14 protein-coding genes are annotated in these 13,898 nt (G+C 35.1%); 9 read left to right on the top strand and 5 right to left on the bottom strand.

The genetic code is table 11. The features are described from left to right. Nucleotides 1–154: 154 nt before the first annotated feature. Nucleotides 155–1,387: an aminopeptidase gene (locus AC5LWL_RS20790; RefSeq protein WP_493436079.1), complete on the bottom strand. Its 1,233-nt coding sequence runs from the start codon at nucleotides 1,385–1,387 to the stop codon at nucleotides 155–157. A 184-nt stretch (nucleotides 1,388–1,571) separates the two neighbouring features. Here AC5LWL_RS20790 and pgmB point away from each other — a divergent pair, with 184 nt between their 5' ends. Continuing rightward, nucleotides 1,572–2,237, top strand: coding sequence for a beta-phosphoglucomutase (gene pgmB, locus AC5LWL_RS20785; protein ID WP_493436078.1), 666 nt, complete (start codon nucleotides 1,572–1,574; stop codon nucleotides 2,235–2,237). A 103-nt stretch (nucleotides 2,238–2,340) separates the two neighbouring features. On the opposite strand, the gene AC5LWL_RS20780 is transcribed toward pgmB, so the two are convergent. Continuing rightward, on the bottom strand, nucleotides 2,341–2,772 hold the full coding sequence (locus AC5LWL_RS20780) for a MerR family transcriptional regulator (RefSeq protein WP_493436077.1): 432 nt from the start codon (nucleotides 2,770–2,772) through the stop codon (nucleotides 2,341–2,343). A gap of 307 nt (nucleotides 2,773–3,079) precedes the next feature. Here AC5LWL_RS20780 and AC5LWL_RS20775 point away from each other — a divergent pair, with 307 nt between their 5' ends. Continuing rightward, nucleotides 3,080–4,270, top strand: a complete 1,191-nt coding sequence (locus AC5LWL_RS20775) for an MFS transporter (RefSeq protein ID WP_493436076.1) — start codon at nucleotides 3,080–3,082, stop codon at nucleotides 4,268–4,270. Between the two features lie 222 nt (nucleotides 4,271–4,492). After that, entirely contained in the window at nucleotides 4,493–6,682 is a 2,190-nt protein-coding gene (locus tag AC5LWL_RS20770) for a DNA topoisomerase III (RefSeq protein ID WP_493436075.1), read from the top strand. Between the two features lie 199 nt (nucleotides 6,683–6,881). On the opposite strand, the gene AC5LWL_RS20765 is transcribed toward AC5LWL_RS20770, so the two are convergent. After that, a complete protein-coding gene (locus AC5LWL_RS20765) occupies nucleotides 6,882–7,043 on the bottom strand; it encodes a hypothetical protein (RefSeq protein ID WP_493436074.1) in 162 nt (53 codons plus the stop codon). Between the two features lie 267 nt (nucleotides 7,044–7,310). Between AC5LWL_RS20765 and AC5LWL_RS20760 the strand changes: the two genes are divergently transcribed. From AC5LWL_RS20760 to AC5LWL_RS20745, 4 genes are all read left to right on the top strand, one after another. Continuing rightward, on the top strand, nucleotides 7,311–7,694 hold the full coding sequence (locus AC5LWL_RS20760) for a DnaJ family domain-containing protein (protein WP_493436073.1): 384 nt from the start codon (nucleotides 7,311–7,313) through the stop codon (nucleotides 7,692–7,694). A 337-nt stretch (nucleotides 7,695–8,031) separates the two neighbouring features. Further along, a complete protein-coding gene (gene motA, locus AC5LWL_RS20755) occupies nucleotides 8,032–8,832 on the top strand; it encodes a flagellar motor stator protein MotA (RefSeq protein ID WP_493436072.1) in 801 nt (266 codons plus the stop codon). Further along, nucleotides 8,825–9,622, top strand: coding sequence for a flagellar motor protein MotB (gene motB, locus AC5LWL_RS20750; protein ID WP_493436071.1), 798 nt, complete (start codon nucleotides 8,825–8,827; stop codon nucleotides 9,620–9,622). The genes motA and motB overlap by 8 nt, the downstream gene beginning before the upstream one ends. 262 nt (nucleotides 9,623–9,884) lie before the next feature. After that, a complete protein-coding gene (locus AC5LWL_RS20745; RefSeq protein ID WP_493436070.1) occupies nucleotides 9,885–10,991 on the top strand; it encodes a carbohydrate kinase in 1,107 nt (368 codons plus the stop codon). Between the two features lie 195 nt (nucleotides 10,992–11,186). Here AC5LWL_RS20745 and AC5LWL_RS20740 read toward each other — a convergent pair whose 3' ends face one another. Further along, the gene (locus AC5LWL_RS20740; protein WP_493436069.1) at nucleotides 11,187–11,519 is read right to left on the bottom strand and encodes a helix-turn-helix domain-containing protein; all 333 of its coding nucleotides are present in this window, start codon (nucleotides 11,517–11,519) and stop codon (nucleotides 11,187–11,189) included. A gap of 633 nt (nucleotides 11,520–12,152) precedes the next feature. On the opposite strand from AC5LWL_RS20740, the gene AC5LWL_RS20735 reads away from it, so the two are divergent. Beyond that, the gene (locus AC5LWL_RS20735; RefSeq protein ID WP_493436068.1) at nucleotides 12,153–12,296 is read left to right on the top strand and encodes an anti-repressor SinI family protein; all 144 of its coding nucleotides are present in this window, start codon (nucleotides 12,153–12,155) and stop codon (nucleotides 12,294–12,296) included. A gap of 100 nt (nucleotides 12,297–12,396) precedes the next feature. On the opposite strand, the gene AC5LWL_RS20730 is transcribed toward AC5LWL_RS20735, so the two are convergent. Then, entirely contained in the window at nucleotides 12,397–12,720 is a 324-nt protein-coding gene (locus AC5LWL_RS20730; RefSeq protein WP_493436067.1) for a helix-turn-helix domain-containing protein, read from the bottom strand. 501 nt (nucleotides 12,721–13,221) lie between these two features. Here AC5LWL_RS20730 and AC5LWL_RS20725 point away from each other — a divergent pair. Next, nucleotides 13,222–13,752: a type 1 glutamine amidotransferase domain-containing protein gene (locus AC5LWL_RS20725; protein ID WP_493436066.1), complete on the top strand. Its 531-nt coding sequence runs from the start codon at nucleotides 13,222–13,224 to the stop codon at nucleotides 13,750–13,752. Nucleotides 13,753–13,898 lie beyond the last annotated feature (146 nt).

Raw genomic sequence — 13,898 nt, 5'->3', positions numbered from 1 at the left:
GAGGAGTCTCGGCGCCCGCCCCATGGAAAGCGAAGTGTATTCCGGCTGCGGACTATTTGAGCGAGCCAAAGATTTTTTCAAGGTAGTTTATTTTTAATATCTAATCTAATTTTCGACAAATTTAGAGAATATTCGGGTCGTCACTGTGACGTAATCAAAACGCCCAATCCCCACTTTTAAAGATTGGTTCCACACTGCCATCTGCCGTGATTCCATCGATGTCCATTTTGTTGGAGCCTATCATAAAGTCAACATGAGTAATACTCTCATTTAATCCATGTTCAGCCAATTCTTCACTGGACATTTTTTTGCCGCCTTCAATACAGAATGCATAGGCGCTTCCAATTGCTAGATGGTTAGAAGCATTCTCGTCAAATAATGTATTATAATACAAGATGTTTGATTGAGAAATTGGTGAACGGTGTGGTACAAGCGCTACTTCTCCTAAGTAATGGGAACCCTCATCTGTTTCTACTAATTGACGAAGAATTTCCTCCCCTTCTTTCGCTTTGACATCTACAATACGTCCATCTTTGAAGGTAACGGAAAAATCATCAATAATATTCCCGCCATAGCTTAATGGTTTTGTACTAGAGACAGTGCCGTTTACTCCAGCTTTATGAGGAACTGTAAACACTTCTTCTGTTGGCATATTTGCCATAAATTCTAACCCGTTTTCGTTAATGCTACCTGCACCACACCATAGATGCTTTTCAGGAAGTTCAATGGTCAAATCAGTTCCAGGGGCACGGTAGTGAAGTTTTTTATATGCTTTTTTATTTAAATAATCTACCTTTTCATGCAATGTTTTGTCATGTGCTGCCCATGCATCCACTGGATTTTCCGTATCAACACGAGATGCTTTAAAAATAGCGTCCCAAAGTAATTCTACCCGTTTTTCCGCTGGGGCATCTGGGAATACTTTGTTTGCCCACTCTTGAGAGGCTGCTCCAATAACAGTCCAGCTGACTTTATCTGACTGAATATATTTGCGGAATGTTGTTAAAGCTTTTCCAGATGCTTTTTGAAAGTTTCCGATTTTTTCAGAGGAAACGCCTTTTAATAAATCAGGGCTAGAAGCTAGTACAGACATAAATGCAGCGCCATTTTCAGCTAATTCCTCGGTTTCTTTTGCTCTCCATTTTGGATATTCTAAAAAGGATTCAGCTGGTGCTAGTTCGTATTTAGTTCTAGTAACAACATCATCTGCCCAATTGACAACTACATTATTTGCGCCAGCCTCATATGCTTTTTTTACAATGATGCGTACGAATTCTGCTGCGTCAATCGAAGTGTTAATAACAAGTGTTTGACCTTTTTGGATGTTAACGCCAACTTTTACAGCAAGATCAGCATATTTTTCAAGATTCTGTTGGAATGTACTCATTTTAAATCTCCTTTACTTGAGGTAATAATAATATCCCTCTATGTATTGTTATTATTATCCTATTATTATAATACTACTTTTTATTGTAGCTTTTTTGGATGGAGAAATAAACTAATAGGCTATTAACATTTTCGTTTCTGGAATTTGTTATAATGAAATCAATATACAGTCTTAGGAGGAAATGATGAGTAGAGAATTAGAAGCGGTTATTTTTGATTTTGATGGAGTGATTGCAGACACTGTTTCTTTTTATTATGAGGCAACGAAAAGAATTGCTGACGAATTGAATGTTTCCTTTTCTCAAGAAGATAATTTGCGTTTTCAAGGAATTCCGCGAACGGTTCTAATAAATGAGCTCGTTTCAAGAAGCAATTTGTCTTTGTCCGAAGAGGATAAAAAACTATTGGGAAATAAAAAAGGTGATTATTACAGAGAATTAATTGCTGATTTAGATGAAAGTCACATGCTTCCAGAAATGAAAGCATTTCTTGCAGAGTTAAAAGGGGCAGGAATAAAGTTAGCGATTGCATCTTCTAGTTCCAATGCTCCCTTTTTATTAGAACGATTTGGTGTAAGGGAGTGGTTTTCTTGTATTGTTGATCCCCATTCCTTAAAAAAGGGAAAACCAGACCCAGAGATTTTTTTAACAGCTGCTGACAAATTGGGCGTTGAATATAGAAACTGTGCAGCAATCGAAGACGGTGAAGCTGGATTAAGCGGCATTATGCAGACAAAGATGTTTTCTGTTGGGGTTGGAGACGAAGAGTATCTACAAAAAGCAGATTGGCATGTCAAAAGTACAAGAGAACTGAAACTAGATGATTTATACAAAAAGTTTATAGGAAAATAAGAAGGAGTAATCAAATCCAAACTGTCGATAACGACTATCCTTCAGCGAGGATTTTGATTACTCGTTTTTTTACCCGCTTGCTTATCTAAATAGACAGTAGAATTCAACGATTATCCGGATACTTTTGCAGTGCTGCTTCCGCCCGCTCTTTTAACGAAAGTAAGTCATTTTCCACTTTTGAAATATTCTCCTTCTTTTGGGCAATTAATTTCAATTGCTCAAGAGTTGTTGCTAGAATTTTTTCAAGTTTTTCTTTTTGTAGGCTTGTCCCCTTGAACTGTCGATAATCTGATTTTTGCATTTCTAATGCATCGGTTAAGGCGATATATTCTTGTAATTCCTGCAAAGAAAAACCTAACACTTCTTTTGCATTTGTAATTTTTTCTAAAAATGCAACATGCTCCTCGGAATAGAGGCGAATGCCGCCATCACTTCTTGGCGGTGAAGGAAGCAGCCCTATTTGTTCATAGTAACGAATGGCCCGCTTCGTAAGACCACTTTTTTTTGCGACATCATCAATTTTTAGTTCCTTCATTTTATGATGCTCCTTTAAGTTAAATAAAAAATAATGGAAGCAGCTGAATAAATCTCCATTAAAAAAAATAAAACATAATTGTACACATGCGTTTATACTATAACTTTGTCATAAGCAGGCTAAAAGAGCAAGTCAACGGGAAAAGGTACTGTGAACAAAAATTATGAAGAAACAGAATGTGCTTGTTTATACATCATGTTTTTTCTAATATCCAAAAGTTAACGTTGACGTAAACGTTATTTATTTCTATAATAAAACAAGAACGTTTTTTAAAGAATGATGATAAAAGCAAGGAGGCTTTTTCAATATGTCTACAAACACAATACATTCTCAACATAAATCAGCTAAACAGCCACTGGTTGTTTGGGTTATTTTTTTTGCAGCGATTATATCGTTTATGGGATTAGGATTGGTGGATCCTATTTTGCCGGCGATAGCTGCAAAGCTTGATGCAACACCGAGTCAAGTTTCCTTATTATTTTCCAGCTATAATTTAATTACTGGTCTTGCTATGCTTATAACTGGTGTAGTCTCCAGTAGGATTGGAATAAAATGGACACTGTTGACGGGTATTTTATTTACAATAATATTTGCTGCTTTTGCAGGATCCTCTAATGGAATTTGGCAAATTGTCGGATTTCGTGGCGGCTGGGGATTAGGCAATGCTTTATTTATTGCAACGGCCTTATCGGCTATCGTTGGCTTATCAATAGGCGGAACAGCAAAAGCCATTATCTTATATGAAGCAGCGATAGGTTTAGGCATCTCAGTTGGTCCACTTCTTGGAGGAGAGTTAGGATCTATTTCATGGAGAGGTCCTTTTTTTGGTGTTAGCATTCTCATGATGGTTGCTTTTTTCGCTTTATTGATAAAAATGCCGAAGCTGCCAAAACCAAAGGTAAAAAGCTCTTTATTGGATCCGATTAAAGCACTGAAATTTCCTGGATTATTTCGGTTAGGGTTAACTGCCTTTTTATATAATATCGGTTTCTTCACCTTAATGGCGTATTCCCCATTTGTAATGGGATTAAATGAACATGGGCTGGGATTTGTATTTTTAGGGTGGGGCTTATGCCTAGCTATTACCTCTGTTTTTATTGCGCCAAGACTTCAAGATAGCTTTGGTACTATCAAATCGATGTGTGTAATGCTTGTGCTATTTGCCCTGACTTTATTAACAATGGGAATATGGACGGAAAGCAAAGAAGTAATTATCATCTCTGTTATCGCTGCAGGTTTGTTTTTAGGTACAAATAATACGTTAATTACAACAGCTGTTATGGAAGTAGCTCCCGTTGAACGAGCAACCGCATCTGCTGCATACAGCTTTGTTCGTTTTATAGGAGGAGCAATTGGTCCCTGGCTAGCTAATAAATTGGCAGAAACATATTCTCCGCATATTCCATTTATAACAGGAGCCATCTTTGTTTTATTCGCAATGTTAGTAGTTGCTACAGGTAAAAAACATTTGGCCCATGTTGATCGGATTTCCCATTAATCTGTTGAGGAAAGAGCGGAACTACAAAGAGTTTAGATAAACCGATGGATGCCTTTCCCTGATTTAAGGAAACAAATAGTAATGAAAAAGTTAGATCCTTCTACGTTAAATGGTAGTAGGGATCTAACTTTTTTTGACCGTTAAATAGGTATGGTATAAGTAATTTCTATATGGAAACTATGTTATATTAGAAGGTATGAATGAATAAAGGAGTTCGAATAAATGGCAAAAAGTGTAGTTATTGCGGAGAAGCCTTCCGTTGCACGTGATATTGCAAATGTATTAAAGTGCACGAAGAAGGGAAATGGATTTTTAGAAGGAAACAAATATATCGTCACATGGGCACTAGGGCATTTGGTTACCTTAGCAGACCCTGAAGTTTATGATAATAAATATAAAACTTGGAATTTGCAAGATCTTCCTATGCTTCCGGAAAGAATGAAGTTAGTTGTTATGAAACAAACTGGAAAGCAGTTTCATGCGGTAAAAGCACAGTTAAATCGTAATGATGTAAATGAAATCATTGTGGCTACAGATGCAGGAAGAGAAGGCGAGTTAGTTGCACGCTGGATTATTGATAAATCAAAAGTTAGTAAACCGATCAAACGTTTATGGATTTCCTCTGTAACCGATAAAGCCATTAAAGATGGATTCAATAACTTAAAGCCTGGCAAAGCGTATGAAAACTTATATGCTTCAGCAGTAGCGCGTTCGGAGGCAGACTGGTATATTGGCTTAAATGCCACTCGAGCATTAACAACAAAATTTAATGCTCAGCTAAACTGTGGACGAGTTCAGACTCCTACTGTTGCGATGATTGCAGCACGAGAAGAAGAGATAAAAACGTTTAAAGCTCAAACATTTTATGGCATTGAAGCGCAAACAGATGGACTTAAATTAACGTGGCAAGATGCGAAAGGCAATAATCGCAACTTTAATAAAGAGAAAATCGACACAATCCTTACATCACTTGGACGTAAAGATGCGACGGTTGTTTCTATTGATCGTAAAGCAAAGAAAACATTTTCACCAGCTCTATATGATTTAACAGAACTACAACGTGATGCCAATAAAATCTTTGGTTATTCAGCAAAAGAAACACTAAATATTATGCAAAAGCTATACGAGCAGCATAAAGTATTAACCTATCCTCGTACAGACTCACGTTTTCTGTCTACGGACATCGTTGGTACAATTCCTGAACGTTTAAAAGCATGTGGTGCTGGAGAATATCGTTCACTTGCTTATAAAATACTAAAGAAGCCAATTAAAGCAACAAAAGCTTTTGTAGATAATAGTAAGGTAAGCGATCATCATGCAATTATTCCTACAGAAGGCTATGTGAATTTCTCAGCTTTCACAGATAAGGAACGAAAAATTTATGATCTTGTCGTAAAACGTTTCTTAGCTGTATTATTCCCTGCTTTTGAATATGAGCAATTAACAGTCCAAGCGACAATAGGAGCGGAGAAATTTATTGCCAAAGGTAAATCAGTCATAAATGCGGGCTGGAAAGAAGTATATGATAATCGTTTTGATGAGGAAGACACAACGGATGATGTAAAAGAACAGTTATTGCCTCGTATGGAAAAAGGAGATGTGCTGCCAACCAAATTAATCATTCAAACATCTGGCCAAACAAAACCTCCTGCACGCTTTACAGAGGCTACATTACTATCCGCAATGGAAAATCCAGCAAAATATATGGAAACAAAGGATAAAAAGCTTGTGGACACGTTAAAATCGACTGGAGGACTTGGCACAGTTGCAACCCGAGCTGATATCATTGATAAATTATTTAATTCATTTTTAATCGAAAAACGGGGCGGCAAGGAAATTTCTATCACTTCTAAAGGACGTCAGCTGCTCGATTTAGTACCAGAAAAATTGAGATCTCCAGAAACAACAGCTGAATGGGAACAAAAGCTGGAACTAATTGCGAAAGGCAAACTGAACAAAAATGTATTTATCAATGAAATGAAAGAACATACAAAAGAAATTGTGGCAGGCATTAAAGCAAGCGATAAAAAATATAAACACGATAATATTTCTACAAAGTCTTGTCCTGATTGTGGAAAACCAATGCTAGAAGTGAATAGCAAAAAAGGGAAAATGCTTGTGTGCCAAGATCGTGAATGCGGCCATCGAAAGAATGTAGCCCGTGTAACGAATGCACGTTGTCCTCAATGTAAAAAGAAAATGGAACTTCGCGGTGAAGGGCAGGGCCAAATCTTCACATGTAAATGTGGATATCGCGAAAAACTATCTGCTTTTGAGGCTCGACGTAAAAAAGAAGGTCGTGGAAAAGTAGATAAACGCAGCGTCCAGAAATATTTAAAACAACAAGATAAAGAATCTGAGCCAATCAATAACGCGCTTGCAGAAGCATTAAAAGGAATAAAATTCGATTAATAAGAAAAAGAGCAGATGATGTGAAATAATCATTTGCTCTTTTTACTACCTATGGATTGTTGTTATAAACAAATACGGCCTGAAGCATATAGCTTTCCACAAAAGAGCATCCAGTATCCTGAAACGAAGATCAACTTGTCCATAACAGCAATGTTTTCTTATTATTAAATCGTGTCTCAAGTCTAAAAGAAGAAGAAGGTTATTCCTCTTCACCCTCCACACGATTTTTAAAAGCCTCTTGCGTAACAATAAATTCTTCATCTTCCGGTGCATCTTCAGCATGTGTATGCAAACGTGTATCTTCAGGAAGAGGACCTGGGTGATGCTTTTTTTTATGTTCAAAATCTTTTCCGCGCGCCATTGTACAACCCCCTTTCTTTTCTGTTTATATTGTCTGAAAAGGTGTATTTCTATACTTCTTTTAAGGTAACACTCATGCAACATGGGGGATGAAGTCTCTTGTTATGTGGAAGCAGGAAGCAGCAAGAATACACGAAGATCCCGCGGGAAAGCGAAAGTGCAACCTTCACCGAACTCATGGAGAGTGCCTATTTTAAGGATAGGGAAATCCAGCTGTATGTATTGATACAATTTTGATAAGATGAAGAAAAGGCTTAGGAGGTATATAATGGATTTTTCTTCGCTGATTTCAGAAGATAAAATAAAAAAAGCGTATAAAAATGGAGAATTTAAAAACTTACCTGGTTTTGGAAAACCGTTACCTAAAGATGATTTGGCAGCAGTTCCAGAAGAACTTCGAATGGCATATAGAGTGTTAAAAAATGCAGGATTCTGTCCTGAAGAAAATCAAATAAAGCAGGAATTGTTAACAATGGAGGATTTAATAAAATCTTGCTGTGATACGGAAAAGAAAAAAGAACTTCAAAAAAAATATAACGAAAAATTACTGCGATTTAATAAAATGATGCAAGAAAAAAGAGGGGCTTCTCATTCTGCTTCCTTTCGAAGATATCAAGAGAAAATAGAAAATAAATTATGGAGAAAATCATGAAGATGCCTTTTACTGCAATACTTCATTATAGCCTGATTAAGACAGCTTGAGGTATTCTGACTTTCTAAGAATGCTAGAAATAATAGAAAGATTATTATTATTTTAATACAATGAGGGTGTTTTAGAAACATTCTCTTCTTTGTTTTTTTCAGAGAAAAGAAGTGTAGAATTGTGACAAAATATTGATTTAATGAAAATAAAAAAGAAATTCCCTTAAAAATAGGCAAAAATTGTCGAAGTAAAGAGTAGATGATTTTTCAATGAACGTTTAGTGGTAGGCATCGATTAGTTTTTTGCAGGAAAGAAGAAATATTATGAAATAAGATAGGTGAATATAATGGATAAAACATCTCTCATAGGAGTGATACTTGCATTTATTGCAATTGGAGTTGGGATGGTTTTCAAAGGCGTAAGTCCAGCGGTATTAGCCAATCCAGCAGCTATATTAATTATTATATTAGGAACTGCATCAGCGGTTGTTATTGCATTTCCCACAAGTGAGATTAAAAGAGTACCGAAATTATTTGGCATTTTGTTTAAAGAACAGAAGCAGCAAAATACTCCCGAGCTTATTCGTATGTTTTCTGAATGGGCACAGCTTGCAAGAAAAGAGGGATTGTTGGCACTAGAAGCAAAAACAAACGAAATAGATGATCCTTTTTTACGAAATGGCTTATCGTTATCTGTTGATGGACAAAGCGCAGAATATATACGAGATGTTTTATCAGAAGAGATAGAAGCAATGGAAGATAGACATCGGGCAGGAGCACTTATTTTTTCACAGGCAGGAACATATGCCCCTACTCTAGGAGTGCTCGGAGCTGTTATCGGTTTAATAGCTGCATTAGGGCATATGGATGATGCAGAAGGATTAGGACATGCAATCAGTGCAGCCTTTGTTGCTACGTTATTGGGAATATTTACGGGATATGTTTTATGGCATCCTTTTGCTAATAAGTTGAAAAGAAAATCTCAAATAGAAGCTAGTCAAAAATATTTAATGATTGAAGGAATATTATCGATTTTGGAAGGAGAAGCACCAAGGGTAATTGAACAAAAATTAGCTTCTTATCTACCAATTTCTGAAAGGAAGAAATTTTTAGAAGAAGCGGAAAGCAGTGTGGATAATAATGAGTAAAAAAAGAAAAAAAAAGGAACATCATGATGAACACGTCGATGAGTCTTGGCTTGTTCCCTATTCTGATTTATTAACATTATTATTAGCTTTGTTTATCGTGTTATACGCAATGAGCTCTGTCGATGCAAAAAAATTTGCAGCACTGGCAAATGTGTTTAATAAGGAATTTCAAAGTGGAACAGGCATATTTGAATATCCCAGCCCGGCACCATCTCCTGTAGAAGAAAAAGTGGACTTGGATAATGCAAATAAGAAACAAGAAAAAAGCAACTCATCGTCTATGACGGAAGAAGAATTAGAAAATTTACAAAAGCAGCAAGAACAGAACCAGTTAAAAACAATCCAAGAAAAAGTCAATTCCTATATAAAAGAAGAAAAGCTGACAAATAAGCTGGAAACTTCTTTAACAGATGAAGGGTTGCTTGTCTCTATAAGAGATAATGTTCTGTTTGCTTCAGGTAGTGCAAGTATAAGAGCAGATGACAAAAAAGTAGTTGCTGAAATTGCCAAATTACTAATCATGGATCCACCTAGAAGTATTATCATTAGTGGGCACACAGATAATGTTCCCATTCATAATTCTAATTTTGAATCGAACTGGGAATTAAGTGTAACAAGAGCGATTAATTTTATGAAATTACTGCTAAATAATGATAAATTAGATCCGAGTGCTTTTAGTGCAAAGGGATACGGAGAATTCAAACCAATTGCCAGCAATAAAACCGCAAAGGGAAAAGAAAAAAATCGCCGCGTAGAAATCTTAATTCAACCACGAACCGTTAAAAATTAAAAGATTGTTTTCAATAGTCACTCACCATAATGACTATTGGAAACAATCTTTTTTTGGGGAACATTCTATTTTGTTTTATTGCCAAAGTATATTCCGACTGCGGACTTATAGAGAGCGCCTTTTTTTAAAGAAGCTTTTTAAAAAGCAAAATGTCCTATTTATTAATGTTTTTTATAAGGGAATAGCATCGGACTTGTTATCACGTAAACAGAAGTCTATAATTAAAACAAAAGTCTATAGTCAAAATAAATGTTGGTAGGAAGTGGTAAACTTGAATGAAAAAGAGCTTGCAATTCTTCATTTAATACAAGATAATCCATTCTTAACGCAAAACGAAATAGCAGATAAAATGGGGTTGTCCAGATCAGCTGTCGCAGGATATATTTCCACATTAACAAGAGAAGGAAAACTCTTAGGAAGAGCATATGTACTGCCGAATAAAAAAGAAATTATTTGCATAGGCGGAGCGAATATTGATCGGAAAATACAAGTACAAAACGATATGAAGTTTGGCACTTCCAACCCAGCGAATAGCAGTCAATCATGTGGAGGAGTTGCAAGAAATGTTGCCGAAAACCTTGGTAGACTAGGCTGTGAAAGTTCGCTGTTAACTATTGTTGGATCAGATCATGAAGGAGAATGGCTTTTTGATCATACAAAAACGTTCGTAGATGTAAAACCATCCTTGTTTTCTGCTGATTATTCAACAGGAACCTATACGGCATTATTAGATACAGATGGAGAATTAGTAGTAGCTCTTGCAGATATGTCTATATATGACTCGGTAGGGATTGAAAACATTGAAAAAAAATGGGGGCATATTGCTTCAGCTGAACTTGTAATTTTAGACACTAATTTTCCAGCAGATGTGTTGAGTAAAATTATAACGAATTGCAGAAACGAAAATCTGCCACTTTGTATTAAACCTGTATCCTCCTCGAAGGTTGAAAAATTGCCTAAAGATTTACGTGGAGTAACTTGGTTAATAGCAAACAAGGAGGAAGCAGAAACACTATCTGATATAGAAATTAAGGAAGATGGGGATTTTTTTAAAGCTGCCGAAAACATTCTAGAAAAAGGAGTAGAAAAAGTAGTTATAACAAGGGGAGATGGCGGGCTTATTTTTTTTACTCAAATGGGCGAAGCAGGAGTGATTCTTCTGCCACCAGTAAGTATTGCAGACGTAACAGGAGCAGAAGATGCGCTTCTTGCAGGGATAATGTACTCCCATTTAAAAGGACTACAAACAGAAGATGCCTGTAAAATTGGTAGTGCCTGTTCCATCTTAACATTACAATCCTTTGAAACGGTCAATCAAGAAATGAATCAAAAAAAATTGCAAGAGGCTTTTAAAAAATATTTCCACTAAGTAGACACCCAAGCAAATAAAATTTGCACCATGGCGCATAAAAAGAAGCAGCCTGCATACACGAAGATCCGCGGGGAAGCAAAATGTATATAGGCTGCAGATTAATTGAAAGTGCAATCCTCTTTTCAGGGAAGATTATATCATTTGAAAGTTGAAAGAAGAGGGACTAATTAATTCTTAATTCCAGCCTCATACTTAATTATCATTTATCATTTTTTTAAATTTAATAAATTCTAAACAATAGGAAAATTCTTCGATTGTAATCCCTTCCTTAATAACCTCCTCCAATAGCTTCATCCACTCTTCATCTATTGTTTCTGAAGGTAAGGAATCCTCTGTATCAAACAATTCTTCCAAATTAGTATCAAGTGTTTTAGCAAGCTTTGAAAGTATTTTTAACGATGGATTTTTTTGGATACCACGTTCTATATAGCTTAAATAAGATTTTGAAACACCTGCCAGTTCGGAAAGTTCATTAATAGAATATCCTCTTTGGGTTCTTAATAACTTAATGCGAGCTCCTACCATTTAGAATAGTCTCCTTAGGTCTTATCTATAGATAGTTTCATTATAACGAACAAATCGTTCAATAAAAAATATAAAAAAGCTAGTTATTAGGAGGTAATTCGAGAAAAAGAACGAAAAACGTTCGTTAAAAAGAAAAAATGAGCGAATTCAGAATTTTTCAAAATGATATATTTGAACTATACTACCTATAAAGGTTCTGTAAAAAGAACGAAAAGTTATTTAAAAAGAACTATTCTTGTTTTTACTACTAGATTTTTGTTTAATCAGTATGCAATTAGTAAGTGAAAAAAGAGAAAGATAAGAAGGTGGAGAAAATATACCGGAAAAATTGTGATAAATGTCATAGGCCTTCCTATAGTAGTAGTGAGATAGGTTCCTGGTATTGTCCGTTATGTCATAATGATTTAACTGAATATCCATTTTTTGATGCGATAACTTTTGAACAAATTCATATTAATTTTTCCTTTAAAAAGGTTTTAAAAGGATATCAAAATATATATTTTGATAAAAAAATCCAAGCAAAGTTGATAAATAGATTGTTACTAGAAAATAAGACAGAGTAAAAACCAAGTCTAGAAAAAGGAAGGATAATAAATAGTTGGACTTATTTTGAAGGAAGGGAAGAATGAAGGGATGAATGACAAATTATTAACGGAAGAACTAGACACAGATTGGCTGAAATTAATTATGGAAGCGAAAAAAATAGGACTAGATAAACATGATGTGCTAAATTTTATTCGGAATAATTTAAATGATTGCTTCATTCAAAACGGCTGAAAAAGTACTAGTTTCATTCACCTAGTTATAGAGATAGAAAAAACAAAAGACACAAAAAAATGTGTCTTTGCAGCAGAATGTACCTTCATATATGGAGGTTTTATTTTTTTTGTTCAATTCTCCATTTATTAAATTCTAAAAACTCTCGAAATTCACGTTTTGAGACTCCAGAATCCATCGCTTCTTTTACTATTTTAAGCCATTCTGAATCTAAATCTTCTTTATTTTGTTGTTCATTAATTAAATGATCAACAGGAATATTAAAAACGGCAGCAATTTTTTCTAAAAACTGTATGGATGGATTGGATTGTAAATTTCTCTCTAATGAACTTAAATATGATTTGGCAACACCAGCCTGTTCGGCTAATTCTGATAAAGATATTCTTTTTTCTTTTCGTAATTGCTTTACACGGTCTCCGATCATACAGTCTCACTCACCTTATCACTATATGTAATATTATCATAACAAATATAAACAAGAAGTTCCATATAAAGAACAAGTTGTTCGATGGTTTTTCTTATCAGGTATATAACGTTTTTAAGATAGACAAATATCCTTTTAAAAAATATAGCTAGAGAAATAAAGTATTATAGTGCGTGCTCAAAAAGGAGGATAAAAAGGACTAAGAAGTTCGAGGCGGTTTCACCTTTAGCATCACCCTTTCACAGGATGTGATGACTTCCACGTTGCTCACAGGACGTGAGCGTTTTTAGTGGAAGATCTTCTAAGTTATACGTGAGAAGCGGAAAAGCAAACCAACGAAGAAATTCGACGTGTCATTTTTACCGGACTTTTTAAACAACCTCTTATAGTTTTTATTTAACATATTTATAAGGATTTAAACACAAGTATTTTTTCTTCTTTTTAGTTCGTATGTTTGATTCTTTTTATTTGGGGAAACTTACTCATGAGACTAATATAAGAATGGGAGATGCTAAACATGGGAAAAAAATCGCAACTGTTATTACAAATATGTTTGAAGATGTAGAATTTACAGATCCAGCAAAAGCATTTCAAGAAGCTGGTCATGAAGTAGTTACAATAGAATTAGAAGCAGGGAAAACGGTGGAAGGCAAACAAAAAGAAGCAAAAGTGAAAATTGATAAAGCCATAAATGAAGTATCGGCAGACGAGTTTGATGCATTGTTTATTCCTGGAGGTTTTTCGCCAGATCAACTACGAAGTGATGATCGTGTAGTAGCATTTACAAAAGCATTTATGGATGCAGAAAAGCCAGTATTTGCTATTTGTCATGGTCCACAGCTTCTCATTACTGCAAAAACCTTAGAAGGAAGAAGCGCTACTGGATATAAATCAATTAAAGTAGATATGGAATATGCAGGTGCTACTTATAAAGACCAAGAAGTGGTTGTTTGTAAAAACCAATTAGTAACGAGCAGAACACCAGAAGATATTCCTGCTTTTATTAAAGAATCACTACAACTTTTAAAATAATATAAGCATTATATAAAGAGGGGGCAATTTATTTTGTCCCTTCTTTTTTTGTTATATGGGAAAGCTAGAAATATTGTGTTTTTTTCCCCATTTTATTATATATATAATAAAGAACATAATGGAACTGTATAACAAGTGGAAGGGAA

It is taken from the genome of Niallia sp. WK069_GA_01, from assembly GCF_983173855.1.
Note: the sequence above shows the minus strand (reverse complement) of the source record. Positions and strands in the feature narration are given on the sequence as shown.